Raw genomic sequence first — 17,716 nt, forward strand, 5'->3', positions numbered from 1 at the left:
GATAAGCGAAGCGACACGCTCCAGAATCATAGGGCGAAAGAGTGGGGGTGGGACGGTTTCCAACAGCGACGAGTTCAGCGAACAACGGCAGAAGAAGTCACGCATTCACAGCGTCTGCATCTGTCGTTTCGCTTCAGTCACTACGCAGCGAGGGCTGACTGAACGGCCTCGGCAAGCGCTGTGGTCGGCCTTCCGATCAGTGTTGAAAGCTCACGTGAAGAACTGTCCAGACCGCCTTTCAAAGCCACCGCGTCAGCGTCGACGACTACGTCGACGATCATCTTGGGTAGACCCATCCCGAGCAGGGCAGATTCGTACTCAGAAGGCGAAAGATTGCGATAGGCGATCTTTCGATTGAGCTGCGTGGAAGCAGCGACCGCCAAGTCCTCCATCGTAAACGCCGTATCGCCTGCGAGTTCGTAGGTCTTGTCAACCCGGCGCTACGGGGTAGGGTTCGGGTCGATGGTCGCACACGATCGGAGCGGTTAGCCGGAAGCGGTTAGCCGGAATAGGCTATTTCGGCTGGCGTCGTCGCAGGAGTACAAAAGTGCCGATAGGTTTGCGGTTTTGGCGAGCCAGCTAATACAAGGGAACATGATGTATATCGATGCCGGATTGGCGGTGAAGTCGGCGAGCCCTCCACTTCATCGTCAGCCCTATGTGCAGGTGCTGGTCGCAATCGCACTGGGCGCCTTGCTCGGTCATCTTGCGCCGGAGCTGGCCCAACGCTTCAAACCTTTAAGGGACGGGTTTATCAAGCGGGCACACATCTTGATGAAACTGGCGCCTTTAGGTGCGTTTGGTGCAATTGCGTTCACCATTGGACGATTCGGGCTCGGTGTATTGCTGAATCTAGCGGGGCTCGTGCTGACCTTCTATGCGGCATCCACATTATTCGTACTGTCCATGGTCGTGGCGCGTTGGGAAAACGCGCTCGATCAGGACCAGCTAGGCACCGCGCGGCGTGGCGATGCGTCGCGGCTGCGCCGCCCGATCCCCCACATTCCTATTACGCATGGAGATGTGCCATGAATCGTCTACTCGCTGTGCTTGCACTGCTGCTTGTCTGCGCCACTGTGACCGACGCCTACGGCCAGAACTCGCCACCGGCGTCAGCGGTGCTATCACCTCAATCCATCGACCTATGGCCTGCCGGCGTACCTGCGGACAGTGGCGATGGCCCGCGTGGTGCCGAGCGCATCGGGCAGACGGGTAGCGGCGTCGGCGCGGTTTCCCACATCAGCCAGCCCCGCATCGTCATCTATCGCCCGCTACATCCAAACGGCGCAGCGGTGCTGCTGATGGGTGGTGGCGGCTATTTTCGTATTGAAGTAGGCAATGAGGCCAATCCGACCGCGCAATGGTTGGCGGCCATTGGCGTGACGCCCGTGGTGCTTTATTACCGTTTGCCAGCCGATCACTGGAAGGCCGTCGCACCCTTTCAAGACGGACAGCGTGCGATCCGCGTCCTGCGCGCGCAGGCCAGCCAGCTGGGCATCGATCCACATCACATTGGTGTGATTGGTTTCTCGGCCGGCGGCAATCTGGCCGGCATTCTGGCAACGCGTTCAGAGACGAATTTCTACACGCCTACCGATGCGGTCGACCAGCAGTCGTCTCGCCCCGATTTTGCTGGACTGATTTATCCGGTGACCTCGCTGCAACCGCCCTATGCCACCACGCGCTCCGTCCGCGAGTTGTCTACGCAAGCAGATGCCGCCACGGCGTACACGGTGCAACTACATGTATCGCACACTATGCCGCCGACCTTTATTGCGCATGCCGTGGACGATCCGATCGCCAATGTCGGCGCGAGCCTGGCGCTGTTCGATCTGTTGCGACAGGCGCAGGTGCCGGCCGAATTGCATGTCTTTGAAAAAGGCGGTCACGGCTGGGGACTCGGCCAACCGGGCACCCTGGTGTCCGCATGGCCTGGTTTATTCGCAACCTGGGCGCGCGTGCACGGTTTCTTTCCTGGCGGTAGCGGTGTTACGCCTTACCCGCTGTTCCCACGTGCCGGGACAACGCCTAATCCCTCTACGACCGACGACAATCGCTAATCACAGCGATGTCCCCTTCGACACACTGCCGGAATCGCACTATGCCTTTATTAGCACGCGTTCTTCCCACGATGGTGATGGGCGCCATCGTAGGAGTCTCCCTTCCGTTGCATGCGCAGGACCAAATCTCAAACGCCGATCTGGTGCGCTTGGTCAAGCAACAGGCGGCGGAGATCAAAGCGCTTAAACAACGCCTCACTGTTGTTGAAAAACACGAACGTCAAACGGATGGCCAAGTGGCCCAAGTGCTCGCTCGCCCGGCAAGCCCCGTAACGCCTCCAACCGCCATCGCCTCCACACCGGCCGTGCAGACGCCAGCACAGGTGCAGGCGGCGATCAGTGACGTGCGCGATAACGACATAGCGGTGGCGCAAGCACAAACCGCCGCCAATGGCCCCCAAGGTGGCAATGACAACATCACGTGGGGCCAGCATAACGAGGCCGGTCCGCGCTTCAGCAGCGATGATGGCTTTTTTACCTTTAAGCCGGATGGACGTCTCCTGCTCGATTTCACCGGAACGAACGACTCGAAATACGCGGGGCGCAATATCAGCGGCGCGGATCTGGAAAGCGCCCGCCTCGGCGGGGAAGGCACGATCGGTCCTCTGGGTTACCACGTAGAAGCCGAATTCGCCGGTGACAAGGTCTCCCTACGGCAGACGTATCTGACGTATCAAATGAAGATATTCGGTGAACAAAGCAAGCTCTATGTCGGTAATTTCCTCAAGGATCTAGGCACGGAGGGTTCGTCCGAGTTGGCGCGCGTGCCGTTCATGCAGCGCAGTGCGGCCAGCGAAGTCGGTGAGCCACTGAACGATTCCTTCGGTTTGGGCACGCAGCTGTTTGTGTATGGCACCAATTGGCACTACAGCGTATCGGTCAGCGGGGACGCACCCTCATCCTCCACAACCGGCACTACCGACGACTCCATTACCTATCTCACCCGTGCGCACTGGAATCCGCTCAAGGGCGACGACGGATTTATCCACGTCGGCGCCTGGTATTACTACGAGAACATCAGTCGCGGTGTCGCCAGCATCAACAACACGCCATCGATTGCATTTTCCTTCAACCAAAACCTGGATGTGTCGGCCAGTTCGATTGCCAACCCCACGCAGGATCATGGTTCTGGCTTTGAGTTGGGCGGCGTCTACAAAAGCTTCTGGCTGATGAGCGAATACGCCAAACGCACGATCGACTCCAGCACGAGCGACGCAGTCTCGCGACATGGCTCGGCGCTCTCGGCCGGCTGGCTCATGACTGGCGAAACGCCCGGCTTTTCCAGTCGCGATGGCAGCTGGCACGGCACCAACGTTATTCATCCGGTCACGTCGGGTGGCTTGGGGGGCTGGGAACTGGCGGCACGCGTGGATCACTACGACTTCACCGGGGCGCCACATGGCGGTGACGGCGATGCCTACACGGTCGGTTTGAACTGGTATCTCAACGATTGGTCACGCCTGATGTTCAACTACATTCGTTGGTACACCGACAATAAAGTGGGCAGCTATACCGGGCCAGACTGGGGCAACGCGGTAGGCGTTCGCACGCAGATCGTGTTCTAGGCGCGGCGCTCCGTCTTGACCGACGTGAGGCGCCTTACTTCGATGCCGGTCCGCCTTGGCGCATTCAGCCATCTTCGCATCACCATCCTTGGTTCTTCCTGAGACATTTTTATGCAACGTCTTTCCGTATTCGCCTGCACGACTTTTCTTGCCCTCGGAACATGCGTTCTCTCTGTAGAGGCTCGCGCGCAATCCGTGATGGTTACGACGGGCAGTGGTGCGGTGATCGGGCAGAGCCAAAGGGGCGTCGATACATTTCTTGGCATCCCGTATGCCGCGCCGCCCGTGGGGGCATTGCGCTTCCAACCACCAACTCCAGCAACCCGTTGGCAGCAACCGCGACCAGCCGACCATTTTGGCGCAGCCTGCCCCCAGACATCGACCCTGGGGACACCCAGCACGAACGAAGACTGTCTGACGCTGAATGTCTACCGACCCAGTGTTTCGACGCAAGGTCGACCCGTGCTGGTATTTTTTTATGGCGGCAGCTTTCGCTATGGCGATGCGGGCGTCGCACCCGGAGGCAACGGCCCCGACTACACCGGTAACGATATCGCGCGTCGCATCGGTGCGATTGTCGTGACGGTCAACTATCGATTGGGTGCCCTGGGATTTCTTGCGGCGCCGGCATTGGACAACGAAAACGCGCATCACGTCTCGGGCAATTACGGTCTTCTCGACCAACAGGCCGCGCTGCGCTGGGTTGCTTCGAACGCCAGGGCCTTCGGTGGCGATCCGAAGAACGTCACCGTCTTCGGCCAGTCGGCAGGCGCGCTCTCTATCGTTGATCAAATGGTCTCGCCGGGTGCCGCTGGCTTGTTTGAAAGAGTCCAATTGCAAAGCGCCGGAAGCCTTGCAACCGCCAAGTTGGCAAGCGCCGAGAAACAGGATGAAAGTATTGTCGATGAGGTCGGATGCGCCAACGCCGACGACGTCGCTGCGTGCCTACGTCAAGTCCCCGTCAGCACTTTTCTGACCGCCGCCGGCGGCGCCATCGGTCCGAACGTCGATGGGTTTGTCCTGCCGACTGAACCCCAAGATGCTTTGGCGAGTGGCGCCTTCAGCCACGTGCCCGTGATTGAGGGCAGCAATCTCGACGAGGGCACTTACTTCATCGCGCAGTTCACCAGCACGATTGGTCATGACGTCACTTTAAACAACGCGAACGCCATACTCGTTAACGCTTTTGGCAAAACGAATGCCAATGCGATCGCCACCGAGTACGCGTTGGGCCAAAACGCCACGCCCGGTCAGACCTTGTCTTCCATCTTAACGGACGAATTCTTCAGCTGCCCCGCTTATAACCTGCGCGAGACGCTGCAGTATCAGGTGCCCGTCATCGAATACGAGTTCAGCCAACCCGATCCCGTCTACGATTACCCCGTACCACAGGTATCGAGCATTGTTGACGGTGATGCACATACGACCGAGCTAGCGTATTTCTTTGGTCACGATGGCGCGGGCAATGCGCTGAGCGGCACGAATCGATGGCTCTCGGAAAGCATGATGGATGGGCTTGGCATGTATGCCCGGTACGGTCAGGCGCCGGGGGTTTTCCCAGGTCCAGGTAATACCGCGGGAAGCGCCGCGGTGATCGAGCTAAGAAGCCCGATTGATATTTCCTCGAATTTCAGCGGCCGCCATCGATGCGATTTTTGGCGCGGTCTCGGCAGCCCAACGGTACTGCTCCCTTAATCTACGACACGGCCTTTTGAGACGACACTCACCGACATGCAGCGATGCATCGGTGAAAGCGTCGACGGCAATCCCCGATTTTTAACAGACACCAAAAGTGGAGTTAAGCAGCAAGGGCCAGTTTCTGTATCGGGGTGATGCCGCCGAGTCCCATGTTCGGGCGCTCGTGGTTGTAAGTCCGTAGCCAGCGAGTGGCCATGTCCTGCATCTGCTCGATCGAGTCGAACAAGGTTCGTGCAAGCCAGGCGTAGCGCACGGTTCGGTTGTAGCGCTAGACGTAGGCGTTCTGTTGAGGCTTGCCTGGCTGGATGTGGCAGCCACCGCGACGTATGTAGGGGAGCCCATTCCAGGCTCGTGAGTGTGGGATGAAGGCGCCCAGGGCATATCTTGCTCAGGCCTGCTAGGCCTCGCGCGCACCGATGAAGTTGATCAGTAGAACCAATCGATCATGATCAGCGCACCGGCATCCTAATCTACGCGATGCCACTGGCCGGAATCGGTCGATAGTGTTGAAAAACTCGCTTCGAAAACTCGAGATCGTTTAAAGCGAGAAAATCCGGCCGCGACAATCGCTTTCTGTCGGCCTGAATGTGTAAATTTGTACAGAATCGAATTGTCGTTGCCGTCGCGATTCAAAATTTGGACGTCTATTTGTTAAGTCGGAGTTTTTCAACAGAATCGGCCAGAAGCTGCCGGTCAGCGGAAAAGAATCGGGTTTGACAAGAAGACTGACTCCAGCTACCTTTTTGCATAAAGGTAGCTGGTGATATATGGACCCGGACAAGTACAACACGTTGCGCAAGGGTCTGCTGGAATTCCTGATCCTGGGGATCGTATCTTCTGGCAGGGTGTACGTTGCGGAAATGATGCAACGCCTCAGCAAGACCGATTTCGCCACCCAGGAAGGCACCCTGTATCCGCTCTTGAGCAAGATGCGACGGGAGCAGCTGTTGGACTATGAGTGGCAGGAATCCGAGACGGGCCCTCCTCGCAAGTACTACAAGCTTGCGGCAGCAGGCCGCAAACAGCTGGCGGAGTTTCGAGAGTACTGGAAGTCTTTGACAAGCCTCATCGACGAGTTGGGTAAGCCATCATGCAAATAGTCATTCAAATCAGACTTAGCGGGCACTCGACAACATTCCTGTTGGACGAAGACGCTTATCAGGCCTTGCAGACATATTTCGAGCACGCTCGGACGCGGCTCAAACGCGATCCAGATTGCGAAGAGATTCTTCGCGATCTTGAACAATCCATTGGTGAGAAACTCTCGCCAGAGAATCGCGTTCTCAGCCGCAAAGAAGTCGAATTGGTCTTTGAGCAGGTGGGTGTCGTCGACGCTGGCAACAGCGATGCAGCTGTAGCGCAACCCGGCCGCCCTCGTCGGCTGTGCCGAATCGAGGAGGGCAAGTGGTTCTTCGGTGTTTGTCAGGGACTGGCGGCCTACTCCAGTATTCGAGTCGAGTGGGTACGGTCGATTTTCGTCATTACGTCCGTATTTTCCGGCGGCATACCGGTGCTGATCTATCTGGTTCTGATGTTCGCCCTGCCGTTGGTCCGGACTCACGACGAATACAGTGCCAGCCTTCACGCGCACTCCGATGTGATGTGAAGTCGGGCAACGACGGCGACGTCGTCGTCACGGGCTCGTTCGGATGTACTCGTGTAGAGCAATGGATGCCGTCCTGTATCCCCCATGCACGATTGAGGAGAATTCCGATGTTGAAGACCATTGCTGGTCTCGCGCTGGCGGGAACCGCGTTCTTGACGCTCGCGTCAGCGCACGCCACAGCGATCGATCCCAAAGCCGCGCACGCGGCCTTTGCCGAACGGCAGGCGATGTGTGACCGCGACGGCGGCGCTTTGTGGGGCAAGAGTGTCTGCGGACCACTCATGTTCATCGATCCGGATACGCGTGAAATCGTTGCCAACGAAAACACACCCGATGACGCGCTCACGAAAACCGGTGATGTGTTCACGGGCAAGCTCGGCAGCGAAGTTCTGATTTCCAGCACGACGGTGGAATGGAAGGGCCTGCGCTGGTCGATGATCCTGTGGCCGCTGCCGGCCGATGTCGCTACGCGCAATACCGAACTGGCGCATGAAGCGTGGCATGTCATTCAGGAAAGCCTCGGCTTTCCCACAAACTCTCCCGTGGAGGCGCAACTCGGGTCTGCGTTCGGACGCACGACCATGCGACTGGAATGGCGTGCATTGGCCGCCGCGCTGACCGCGACCGATACGGCGGGCCGCAAGACCGCCATCCGCGATGCGCTGATCTTCCGCGCCTGGCGCCGCGCGCAGGCCAAAGACGCGGCCGATCAGGAAAACCAGCTCCTGTTGAACGAAGGCCTCGCGGAGTATACCGGCCGTCGGCTAAGCGGGCAGAACGACGCGACGGTCGCCGCCGCGCTCGGCGACGCGGAGAAAGGCAACGCCTACGCGCGACTCTTCGCCTTCGCGTCCGGCCCGGCCTATGGCTTCCTGCTGGACGACTACAGCAAGGATTGGCGCAAACATCTTTCGGCGCAGTCCGACCTTGGCGACATGCTCGCGCACTTGGCTGATATTTCGCTTCCCACCAACATTGGGGCGGCGGCGCGCAAGGCGGGGCGTCGCTACAATCTCGCGGGCGTGGAAGCGGACGAAAAGACCATAGCGCTGGCGCACGACAAACAGGCCAAGATCTGGATCGCACAACTTGTCAGCGGTGCAGTGTTGCACCTGCCCTCCCATCATATGAAAGCGGAGTTCAATCCGAGCATTCTTTTCCCGCTACCGCCTTATGGCACCGTCTATCCGAGGCTGCAGGTCGTCACCGATTGGGGAAAGCTTAAAGTGGATGGCGCTGCTTTGATCGATGACAATTGGACGAGCGTGACCGTGGCCGCCCCCGCGAACGCGACCACACTTTCCGGCAGCGGCTGGACGCTAGAACTCGCACCGGAATGGTCGATCGTACCGGACAAGAAACCCGGCGATTTCACAGTGGCAAAGAACCGACATCGCCCATAAGTGCAAGCTAACTTGTACTTTTCGAGAGGTTGACTATAACTAGCACGCCATCGGGCCGGAGCAGCTGTCAGAGATCGAGTTCAAGGTGACGCTGCCGACGCCTGTGGAAGACATCACGCCGAGCGTAGGGGCGCATCCGTAGCGGTGTCGCATCGTGAGCAGACAGCTCCACCGCTGAGGTCGCAACTGTCCGGAATGGGTCGGAAGCAGATATCAGCGCACGCATTAAAATTGCTGCATCAACCGCCTGGCAGTGGCGATGCGGCAGGCGAAGTACCTGTATCGGATGCGTAGGGCTGCGGCTGCCCGACTGGCTTGGCGTGCTTCAAATTGAAATTGAGCGGAAATCTTAAATAGGCTTCCACCGGCACCCCGTCGACGGTCCTGGGCCGGTATGTCCACTGACTAAGTGCGTTTATAGCTGCCAGATCAAGCGAATCAAAGCCGCTACTTTGAATGACTTTAATGTCTTTCGGCAGCCCGTCTTTCCCCACGAGGACGAGCAGCAGCACCGAACCCTGTTCCTTATGGCGGATCGCGTCATTTGGATAGAGCGGCTGCGGGGCATTTTTTAGCACCGCGGGGTCAACCACTACGGGCACATGTTTGACAGGAGCACAGCCCACCAGCAGCGTGGCAATAATAGCAGCCACGACGAATAGCCTTTTCATACCTTCCCCTTGGCAAGATTGATGTAAAAGGAACAGTCGATCCTTCGCTAGTTTGGCTGAATCACGGACAATTTGGATAACCAATTGTGAAAATTCTGGAATGTCCGCTACGGGTCGGAAGCGGATCCGAGCAAAACTAGCGCTTGGGATCCCAGAGCTCGGCCTCGTTTTTTTTGGGGGAATCCAAAATCCACGCTAAGCGGCCCTTTGCGTCGCTGTCGTCGCGCCTAGGAACCTTGACCCGCCTGGATCGCAACTGCACGAGCAACGAGTCAACATAATCTACGGCGTAGTCGATTTTCTTGCGTGAAAGCAACTTATCCAGCTGAGTTTGCTGCGCCAATAATTCTTAGGCCAAGCACGCAAGACTGAGATAGATAAGTCTTCGCAAATACCTTAACGCTTGAAACACTATTAGGCATCTTGAAGAGAATCGATTCGATCGGATTCACGTACGGCAGGCGCGCCGCATTGGGCTTCTCCTGTGGCACTTCAGACCATCCATTCTTGAGCAGGCCTGCCTCGACGACTTCCGCAGCCAAGCACATTGGATTCGCGGAAGGGCTCAAAAACGTGTAAGAGTGAAAGCTGAAGTCCACCGTGGACCCCTGGCCATCGGGATAGATGCCTTTTTGGTTACTTCGATAATCCGGTCCGCTCAATGCATACGCAAGACCGATGTACCAATCCTTGTGCTCTTGAAGATGATAACTCGCCACTCGATTACCTACTGCGTGCACTGGTGCAATCTTTAAGTCAAAAGCATTGTTCAACTCATCGGAGGTGATGTAACCGCGATGCGCTTGGATGAGCAACATGACTTTCTTCAGGAAGTCATCAGCGGAAAAGGGAGGATGCACTTTAAATGGAGTGGCGAGATCATTGGTCGACGGCGAGCTCGCTACAAACGGTCCCGTAGAGGCCCAAAGCGACTTCGCCTGAGCTGCTGCAACACCAAGCTCACGGTATCGATACGCTAGAGAAATTGACTTCGCACATCCCTGCTCACCGGCTGAATCAATCGACAAAAACTTTCCAGTTTCCTCAATGGTTCCCATGTAAAAATCGTGCTCGGTAGCGCCACCACCATCCGGAAAGGGTTCAAGTATTTTGAACAACTTGAGATTCATGGTCTTCGGAAAATCAGCCGGTTTAACGCAATAGGTCTGATCAAGACTGAGTACAGTATCGTTCGTTGCCTCGCGTAGACCACTGTCGTCTAGATGAAAGGAACGCCGAATAGAGGTTATACCCCACGGGTTTTTACCCACCGGATATACATAATTAGCGAACTCGCCAATATCTACGCCGCCATCATTTAGGGAGGGCTTTCCGATGGTGATGCGCAGCGCAGTTGCGATGTCTTCCGGCCTCGGAATGGCAGAGACGTTGGATGCTTTCACAATGACATCTTTGAGGTTGATCGATCTTTCATTCGCATGATCGGTGTTGGTCGCGAAGCAACTTACGATAAGCAATGTCGTTAACCATGTGCTACGCATACTCGCTCCAATGTTCACAGCATGAGAGGAATTGAGATGGCTAATGTGTATTGTTATCTGAGCTGCTGACGATAGCCAATGGTGTAGGTGACTAGCTGTGATGTGCTCCCATCTGAAACAAGCTTCCTGGGATCAGCGGGACTTATCTTAAAAAATACCAGCCTCGAACTCGCTCGGGATGACTAGCTTTCCGCGTAGATGAATTTCAAACGCTGGCCTTACAACCACTTTTGGCTGAGAGCGTGGATTCAACGCGCTAAATTGAAAGCGCAACAAAACAGATGGTCATACTTATCGAGCGACCGGCCGCTTAGGGTCGACCTCTGCCCGTCGCAGCTTGCGCGGCTGTCACCAGCACCTCAAGGGCAACCATCGGCCAACAACGGCCGGTCATCATCCCTTTTAGGTCGCCAGAAAGCGACCGCCTACCGTTTTAGATCGCACCTGTTTGGATTTGTATGGGTGCGTTCGTATAAAAGCCACGGGACGGTGTCATCCGCTATGTGTGAAAGTTTAGAAGCCACAGTTACCGGTAAATTTACCGTCAAATGCTGTAGCGATCCCCGTAGTGGCATATTCAGCACGAAGAGCGCTGCATCGTCCAAGTGGTGTTCAAGTAGTGGATCGTCTTCTTCAACGCCGAGCGCCGCAGATTTCCGCAACGACCGAATTAAGAAGACCGGCTTTAATCGCTCCAAAGGCTCAAATTCCCCGCCGCATGGGGCGTAGCCTTTGGCTCGTCGAACTCTTGATACCCCGCTGCTCGCGGCCGGGGTGCTTCATTGCAACTTCAAATGCTTCACGGCGCGACTAGTCTGACGTGGCATTCGATCAGGGTTCTTTTACCAGTGAAGTTGTGCAAGTTATTGACTTACTTCATGACAAAAGTTCGAGCTTCTCCGCCACAGTAACGGCCATCGCCCGACTCGCCACGCCAAGCTTGCGGTAAATGTTCTTCAGGTGAAATTTGACGGCGTTCTCATTCAGATCGAGGCTGCGTGCAATCACCTTATTGGCGACCTTGCGCGACAGCACCCTGAGAATTTCACGCTCCCGTGGCGTCAGGGCGCTCAGTAGTCGCGCGCGCTCGTCGCCTCGCGTCAGCTCTCCGAAGCTTGCCAACAACTCGGCCACGAAGACGAGGTTGGCGCTAGAGACGTTGCTCGCACCCTTGCGCCCTATCGTTTCACGAAGAAGCTCGGCCATCTGCGGGCCTTCGTCTATGAAGATGCGTCTGAAGCCTTCATCCCGTGCCCGATCAAGGACACCGATCAGCGCTTTGGCGGCTTCCTCCGGGCGTTCCAAGACGCTCAGGGCGAGCGCGCGCAGAGCATTCGCGCGTAGGGTGGAACGAACGTGTCCTAGGGCCTCCGCCTCGACGGTAATTGCCTCCAGTATGTCCAGGGCCGCATCCGCCGTGCCGTTGGCAAGCGCAATCCTGGCTCGGGTGATGGATAGCTCATCAGCCTCGACCCAGGTAAGGTTGCTTCCCTGAAATTGGACCTGTTCGGCCTTCGCGAGCCATACGCTGGCCTCCTCGAGACGGCAGGCGCGGCAGAGAATGGCGGCACGACGCGCCATCAGCAGGCAACCGAGCGTCGGAAGCCCGCGGGCGAGCATGAGTTCCATACCGCGATCAAGCGTGAGCTCGGCGCTGGCGACATCGCCGCGCGCTGAGCAGAGCAGCGCGGCGGTGCCATAACCGCTGGCATAGATCTCTGCCCACCCCTCGGATACGGCGATGATCGCAAGGTTTTCGTTCAACAGCTCGGTCGCCCGCGTCACGTCATTCCGCTCGTAGTCGACCTCGGCCATCAGGGTCTGCGCGATCGCCAGCAGACTGGTGTTGCCACCGAATTGGGTGAAGGTTAGTTCCTCGGCGACATGTAAAGCGTTAGCGGCTTTGGAGAGATGGCCTTGCGCAAGGCTCAAAGTCGCAAGGTGAAAGTTCATGAACAAGCAGCCGTGGAGGCTGCCCGCATCACGGTAATAGCCGAGCGCTTTGTGCACACAGAGTTCAGCGCGGCCGATGTCGCCCCAGCGCAAAAAATGCAGACACAGGAGATTGTCCAAGAGCCCGCTTAGCCAAGGGTCCGTATCGCGACTGGCGGCGCTCATGGCGTCCAGGGTGTCGTAATCTTCATCCGCCTGCTGGGTGTCTCCGTAACCGGCTCGAAGCATTTCGACGATCAACAGATCCTTACGAAACCTTTCCCCATCCAGCGTATCTGGCCCGAGCTTGGCCATCCTCCTGGCACTCTCCAACTCGGCGTCGCCGACTTGAAGTTTTCCTTCCTTGAAACACAGGAGCGAATGGGCCAGGCGCAGGTGCGCCGAAGCTTCGATCTCGGCCGGGCTAAGGAGGGAGAAAATGGCTTGGGCGCGCGAGATGCCTTCTTCCAGGCACACGCGAACGCATCCAGCTTGCTCCACTAATTTTACCGTGCGTGCGTGTTCGCCCCCGGCGCGGGCGTGGCGAATAGCCTCCAGGAGCGATCCTCGGCTCTCGAACCATCGCGAGGCCGATTGCTGCAGCATCTTTTCCTTAGCCTCCCCAAGCCGACCTCTGCGCGCGGCGAGAAATTCTGAGAATAAGTGATGATGACGAAACCAGACGCGCTCGCGGTCGATAGGAATCAGGAGGACATTGACGCGCTTTAGCTCCTCCATCAAAAGCATGGAGTCCGATTTGCCCCTGACGGCATCGGCCAGTTCGCTGCCAAACTGATCGAATATGGAGGTCTCGAGCAGAAACGTCTGCAGGTGCTCCGGCAGATCAGCGAACACCTGAGTCGCTAGATAATCAGCCATGTCGTCGACCGAGCCGGAGAACGATTGCATCAATCCTTGTGCGTCCTGATGCTCGCGGACCCAAAGGCCGGCGAGTTGCAGGGCGATGGGCCAACCTTCCGTGCGTGCTGCCAGGACGGTGATGTTTTCGTCGCTGACCTGCTGCGGCCGCAGCAGGTCGAACGCCTCGTTCAGAGAAAATCGAAGCTGCGTGGCGCCGAACTCCCGAACCTGTCCTTGCGCGCGCAAAACCGGCAGCGTCAGGCCAGGTCGCAAGCGGCTGGCGATCACCACATGGACGTTTTCCGGCATGCGCCGGATAAACATGTCGAGCAGGCCATCTGTCTGTGCCGACTGCGCCAGGTGATAGTCATCCAGAATGAGCACTAGGGGCCCCTCAACCCGATCGAGTTCATAGAGGAGGGCGTTGAGCTCGGTTCGCGGCGCGGACGGCTCGGCGGACTGGAGGGTTGCTGTGGCCAATTCGCCAACATCGATGCCAACGGCGGCGATGGCGTGGATCACATAGGTCAGGAATTCGGCCGCGATGCGGCTATCTTCATCAAGGGTCAGCCAGGCCGCCTTTATGCCTCGGCTACCGAGGCTGTTCCACCACTGAGCCAAGAGCGTCGTCTTGCCGTAACCCGCTGGCGCCTGAAGCAGCACTAACCTTTGCTGCAGCGCCTCATCCAGCACGCCCAACAACGCAGGGCGTAGGACGAGATGCACGAGTTGCTGTGGCGGGTGAAGCCGAAACAGTCCGACCCGCATCGCCGCTGCCAGACGCCGTTCGTCTGCCAGCGCTAATGCATGCTCCAGTCCCTGCGGGGACGATCCCGAGAGTAACGGTTTTTGACTAGGCACAACCCCTCCCCTGAAGACCCATCTGTCGCCTCCACGACACTAGCTCGGCGCTGAATTCCTCACCGTGGTAGGGCTTGAGGCAAAAGATTCACGTGTGACTCGTCGAGCCTCATCGATGAGGCTCCACCGCTCATCGGTGAGGCAATGGAACCTCATTGATGAGAGTTTTTGTCGAAACGGCGGATTCAACGATGAAATGCGACGGTTGAATGAAACGGAAAATGCCAGCCCTACCCCAATCCACCTCTGACGCTACCCTTCAAAGTCTTTCAACTACCCCAAAAACGCGACCGACGCCGGCGTAGAGCCCCCTAATATCAACGCTCGCCTACGGACGTTAAGGGAACTCCGATGACTAAACTACTTATTTCGCTTGTCTCGCTCGCCAGTACTCTGGCCTTGGCGCAGTCAGCGCAGGCCCAGAGCTATTCGAGCCACGTCTATAACGCCACCTCGGCGCCAGATAAGTGTCTGGGTGTTAAGGAAAACGATCTCAGCCATCCGTTCATGGCGAAATGCGCCGGCTACCCGGCCGAAAACTGGAGCACCAGCTCTCCCAACGGACATGGTTTCGTTCGCTTCCAGAGCCAGCGCACGGGATCAGGCGCTTGCCTGGGCGTGGCCGCGGCCGACACCAGCACAGTGAAGATGGCTTCATGCGCCAGCGTTAAAAACCAGCAATGGATGCTCACGCCTACGGGCCAGCCTGACACCTACACGGTCACGAGCCAACTCCTGGGGCCGGGTGTCTGTCTCGGGATTCGTTCGAACACTGGCAACACCGAATTGGATATGAACGCCTGCCACGGCTATCCGGGGCAGACCTGGATAATCCACCAATAACATCAGTTATTCAGATCCCATGTCGTCACGGATGTCGCATCTGCGAAGGGCGTAGCCCAAATCGTCCGGGGCGCTCCAGTCTGTCTCGAACTTACCCGGATCGCATCATTTCCACCCGACACAGATACCCACCTATGGCATGAGTCTTCCGGGTCATCGGGGCTCCGGTCGTCGGCTACATCGGCGGACTCGGCCTGTTCCGCGCGAATAGTGTCGAGGTGGACTTTAGTCCGAAAAAGCTTATCTGTCGGAAAGGGGAGACAAACACTTGTGAGGCTATGAGTCCACGCCATTGGAAACATCCGATAACCAGCCCTTAAAGGAGTTCGGTAACGTGTCATATTTTTCCAAAATCACACAGACGCGCTTTTTAGCCGCCTTTCTGCTTACGGCACTCCTTTCAGCTTGCAGTTACAACATGAACCAAAATTCCATCATGGAGAGCGTTGTGCAAACGGTGGCGGTGGGCAATGGCAAGGTCCTCAGCGTGGGGTACAAATTGCCAGATGCTTCCGCAGGGTGTCAGCTGATCAATGAAAGCAGTCGTAACTGGTATCTAGCGCAAAACCTTGGTGTGGTTAAAGCGGGGGGCGGCCGCCAAGTATTGCAGGACGAAGCGGTTGAGTCGGTTAAGCAGCGGCCTCAAGACGGCATCAATTATGTCGCTTTGACGATCCCCAATGAAGCGGGAATCGGTGTGGTCAACATCACCCCCACGCGGGAGGCTAAAACCAGCTACTTCCGCTGCGCCAATCCCCCGCAATCGCGTTAAACCTAACCTTGGTACAGCGATCTGGCCAGTGAGGTGAGGGCAATTTACGACTTCATCGGTGAGTCGGCGTTTCAGTGCGATTTCGACATCAAAGAAACGCTTGAGCTATTTCGGATGTAAGCAACATCGGGAGCTATTCTTGTAAAGCGGCGCCGTCGACTTGGTACAGAATCTTCGGTCCACTTGCTAAATGGCGGTTGCAAAAAACTTTCGACATGCGCTTAGATTTTTTACGGGCCCTAACTTTTTTGAGATACGCAACATCCCAGGGAAAGCGACGGGTAGCTTTCGCGCAAACGCTGGCGTCGTCAGTCGCGCTGCTGAGCGCATTGAGTCACCATGATCTTCAACCGTCCCGGCAATCGGTATCGGCTACGCATCGGGTGCGTTAGCTGCATCTAACAACTCGTTCAAAGCGGACAGCTTCGCCGCCGCTTAACTCCAGCATTGGGCCTGCTTAAAACTATGCAGTCACTCGAAACAATCGAGGATGCAGTACGCGTTGCCAACGAGATCATCTCCGGCAAGATGGAGCCCCATCTTGGTTGCAACCTGATCGCGGCTGTAGGCGAAAAGAAAAACTAGCCAACACACCAGGAGATTCCCATGTTCCGTTTCAACCGAAAGTCCCATGCTATCGCCGCCGCTCTGCTGCTTTGTGTCTGCGGCAACGTGTTATCGCAACAAACATCGGCACCGACCGGCGAATGGGGTGGCGTCATGCATTCCGTCAAAGCTCGGGCGCATGTCAACGCCAACTTCAACCCGAAACTCGTCAGCTTGCATTTCGATGAACCATCCAACTGCAGCGTCAATGCCAGCTTTCTCGAAACGGATAAAGATGGCAGTCACTACACGTTCAAGCCTGCGGTCAATGGCGGCCAATTCTGCCAGGGGCTTTATCCCGGCAAATTACTCGTGAAGACAACATCGGCGACTACCCTTTCACTGCGCTAAAACAAAAGGGTACCGTGTGGAGCGCCAACTTGACGTCCACCAAGGCTTCACATTGACCGGAGATGTGCCATGGACTCAAGCCTCCTCACGCAATTTGGCTTCTACTTGCCGGTGTCGGCGGGGGCGTTTCTATACGCTCGGCAATGAGCTTGGCGAAGCGCGCGTTGCGGGTGACCTCCGCAGTGCCGATTCTCTACTTTAGGTCGCTAAAGATATGGGGATACCAGCGCGCCGTGCTTCCAACGTGACTCCGGTGGTGGCGACGCGGCCAGGTTGAGCGTTTAATCCTTGATCAGAAGAGTTCGGTCTTTCTAGTCAAATTCATCGCTCTACGCAGAGAGTGGCTTTCTAGAAAGCGGCCGTTCGTGACCGGCTGCAATGGGTGGCGGACACTAGCTCCGGACTCCGTCGGCGTAGCAATCCAACTCAAACGATCAGTCAGGCATGCGTCATTTAGTAGGGCACTCAACGCGGTTGTCTTGAACGGCAATAATCTGCCATCGCCCTTTGCGCCGGAGCCACATATCGCTCCACACTAGACAACGCCGCTCGTGCTTTGCATCCGGTAGGGCAACCGTTTTTGATTCTGCCCCGTAAACAACCGCAACATCAGGGGAGAAGAATCGTACATCTGCCTCATCCAGACGGCAGTCGGTTGACCACTGAGTCTTTGGGTCGTATGTCGGCGCACTTTTTGGCTTGCCGTAGCGCATCCCTTTGGGAGCTGTCCCCTGAAAATCGTCCGCAAGGATCTCAGTTGCAACCCATTCCCCTCCGCAAGCCATGTTTGCCCAAGCCCTTTCTTTTTCGATCATCCACTTAGCTGTTATGCCGTCATTGGTCGGAGTGTCGACGGCCAGAGCTTGCCCAGCGAATACCGCGGCAACGGCGGCAACGCAAATCAGGATTGTGCCACTGCGCATTTTTCCCCCTTGATCGGACTTGGCGCTGAAGTTGGACGGCGCGGAAACGTCCACTGATTATG

At 57.0% G+C, this 17,716-nt stretch carries 15 protein-coding genes and 1 pseudogene; 10 read left to right on the forward strand and 6 right to left on the reverse strand.

Annotated features, from left to right (window positions below):
• Window positions 1-140 precede the first annotated feature (140 nt).
• Complete coding sequence (locus tag HDE79_RS09210) at window positions 141-392, reverse strand: hypothetical protein (protein WP_184601682.1); 252 nt, start codon at window positions 390-392, stop codon at window positions 141-143.
• 205 nt (window positions 393-597) lie between these two features.
• On the opposite strand from HDE79_RS09210, the gene HDE79_RS09215 reads away from it, so the two are divergent.
• The 4 genes from HDE79_RS09215 (at window position 598) to HDE79_RS09230 (ending at window position 5,320) form a co-directional block, all read left to right on the forward strand.
• Complete coding sequence (locus HDE79_RS09215) at window positions 598-1,032, forward strand: hypothetical protein (RefSeq protein ID WP_184601683.1); 435 nt, start codon at window positions 598-600, stop codon at window positions 1,030-1,032.
• The gene (locus HDE79_RS09220) at window positions 1,029-2,060 is read left to right on the forward strand and encodes an alpha/beta hydrolase (protein ID WP_184601684.1); all 1,032 of its coding nucleotides are present in this window, start codon (window positions 1,029-1,031) and stop codon (window positions 2,058-2,060) included. Before HDE79_RS09215 ends, HDE79_RS09220 begins: the two co-directional genes overlap by 4 nt.
• A gap of 41 nt (window positions 2,061-2,101) precedes the next feature.
• Window positions 2,102-3,625 carry a porin gene (locus tag HDE79_RS09225; protein WP_184601685.1) on the forward strand — a complete coding sequence of 508 codons (1,524 nt, stop codon included), beginning with the start codon at window positions 2,102-2,104 and terminating at the stop codon, window positions 3,623-3,625.
• Between the two features lie 111 nt (window positions 3,626-3,736).
• Window positions 3,737-5,320 (forward strand): carboxylesterase family protein, encoded by a 1,584-nt coding sequence (locus HDE79_RS09230; RefSeq protein WP_184601686.1) that lies wholly within the window; start codon window positions 3,737-3,739, stop codon window positions 5,318-5,320.
• A 103-nt stretch (window positions 5,321-5,423) separates the two neighbouring features.
• Here the strand turns inward: HDE79_RS09230 and HDE79_RS09235 are convergent.
• Window positions 5,424-5,633 (reverse strand): annotated as a pseudogene (locus HDE79_RS09235) (transposase); the annotation flags it as partial.
• A gap of 457 nt (window positions 5,634-6,090) precedes the next feature.
• Between HDE79_RS09235 and HDE79_RS09240 the strand changes: the two are divergent.
• From HDE79_RS09240 to HDE79_RS09250, 3 genes are all read left to right on the forward strand, one after another.
• Window positions 6,091-6,423 (forward strand): PadR family transcriptional regulator, encoded by a 333-nt coding sequence (locus HDE79_RS09240; protein WP_184601687.1) that lies wholly within the window; start codon window positions 6,091-6,093, stop codon window positions 6,421-6,423.
• Complete coding sequence (locus HDE79_RS09245) at window positions 6,414-6,929, forward strand: PspC domain-containing protein (protein WP_184601688.1); 516 nt, start codon at window positions 6,414-6,416, stop codon at window positions 6,927-6,929. Before HDE79_RS09240 ends, HDE79_RS09245 begins: the two co-directional genes overlap by 10 nt.
• 110 nt (window positions 6,930-7,039) lie before the next feature.
• Complete coding sequence (locus HDE79_RS09250; RefSeq protein ID WP_184601689.1) at window positions 7,040-8,332, forward strand: hypothetical protein; 1,293 nt, start codon at window positions 7,040-7,042, stop codon at window positions 8,330-8,332.
• A 239-nt stretch (window positions 8,333-8,571) separates the two neighbouring features.
• Here HDE79_RS09250 and HDE79_RS09255 read toward each other — a convergent pair whose 3' ends face one another.
• From HDE79_RS09255 to HDE79_RS09265, 3 genes are all read right to left on the reverse strand, one after another.
• Window positions 8,572-9,003: an energy transducer TonB gene (locus HDE79_RS09255; RefSeq protein ID WP_184601690.1), complete on the reverse strand. Its 432-nt coding sequence runs from the start codon at window positions 9,001-9,003 to the stop codon at window positions 8,572-8,574.
• A 317-nt stretch (window positions 9,004-9,320) separates the two neighbouring features.
• Window positions 9,321-10,505, reverse strand: a complete 1,185-nt coding sequence (locus HDE79_RS09260) for a hypothetical protein (protein ID WP_184601691.1) — start codon at window positions 10,503-10,505, stop codon at window positions 9,321-9,323.
• Between the two features lie 876 nt (window positions 10,506-11,381).
• The gene (locus tag HDE79_RS09265) at window positions 11,382-14,159 is read right to left on the reverse strand and encodes a LuxR C-terminal-related transcriptional regulator (protein ID WP_184601692.1); all 2,778 of its coding nucleotides are present in this window, start codon (window positions 14,157-14,159) and stop codon (window positions 11,382-11,384) included.
• Between the two features lie 351 nt (window positions 14,160-14,510).
• Here HDE79_RS09265 and HDE79_RS09270 point away from each other — a divergent pair, with 351 nt between their 5' ends.
• The 3 genes from HDE79_RS09270 to HDE79_RS09280 all read left to right on the forward strand — a co-directional run bounded on the left by HDE79_RS09270 (window position 14,511) and on the right by HDE79_RS09280 (window position 16,731).
• Window positions 14,511-15,002, forward strand: coding sequence for an RICIN domain-containing protein (locus tag HDE79_RS09270; protein WP_184601693.1), 492 nt, complete (start codon window positions 14,511-14,513; stop codon window positions 15,000-15,002).
• A 334-nt stretch (window positions 15,003-15,336) separates the two neighbouring features.
• The gene (locus tag HDE79_RS09275) at window positions 15,337-15,774 is read left to right on the forward strand and encodes a hypothetical protein (RefSeq protein ID WP_184601694.1); all 438 of its coding nucleotides are present in this window, start codon (window positions 15,337-15,339) and stop codon (window positions 15,772-15,774) included.
• A gap of 606 nt (window positions 15,775-16,380) precedes the next feature.
• Window positions 16,381-16,731, forward strand: a complete 351-nt coding sequence (locus HDE79_RS09280) for a hypothetical protein (protein ID WP_184601695.1) — start codon at window positions 16,381-16,383, stop codon at window positions 16,729-16,731.
• 449 nt (window positions 16,732-17,180) lie between these two features.
• Here the strand turns inward: HDE79_RS09280 and HDE79_RS22235 are convergent, their stop codons facing one another.
• Window positions 17,181-17,708, reverse strand: a complete 528-nt coding sequence (locus tag HDE79_RS22235) for a nuclear transport factor 2 family protein (RefSeq protein ID WP_184601696.1) — start codon at window positions 17,706-17,708, stop codon at window positions 17,181-17,183.
• Between the last annotated feature and the right edge of the window lie 8 nt (window positions 17,709-17,716).

The organism is Rhodanobacter sp. MP1X3 (assembly GCF_014207165.1).
Classification (GTDB): domain Bacteria; phylum Pseudomonadota; class Gammaproteobacteria; order Xanthomonadales; family Rhodanobacteraceae; genus Rhodanobacter.